The sequence below is a fragment of the Pseudomonas sp. PME37.24/025 genome, assembly GCF_055556615.1.
Window position 1 is genome coordinate 1 of record NZ_JBVHNK010000433.1, and the last position, 244, is coordinate 244.

The window sequence follows — 244 nt, forward strand, 5'->3', positions numbered from 1 at the left end:
GCGCGTATTGATCGAGGGTGTGAAACTGGCGCGCAGGATTCTTGCCCAGCCAGCCTTCGATAGTTCGCGTGGCGTCGAGATGTTGCCAGGATCAGCGGTGCAGACGGATGAGCAGTTGCTGGTGCATTTGCGCGAGTGCGCGGCCACCGTGTTTCACCCGGTTGGTACCTGCAAGATGGGCACTGACGAGATGGCGGTGGTGACACCCACACTGAAGGTACGCGGTATGGAGAACCTGCGGGTT

1 protein-coding gene is annotated in these 244 nt (G+C 60.2%); it reads left to right on the forward strand.

Going from position 1 to position 244, the window contains the following annotated elements; genetic code table 11:
- The coding region (locus ACZ3HH_RS30960) for a GMC oxidoreductase (RefSeq protein WP_465810522.1) at positions 1-244 on the forward strand (244 nt) is incomplete at both ends.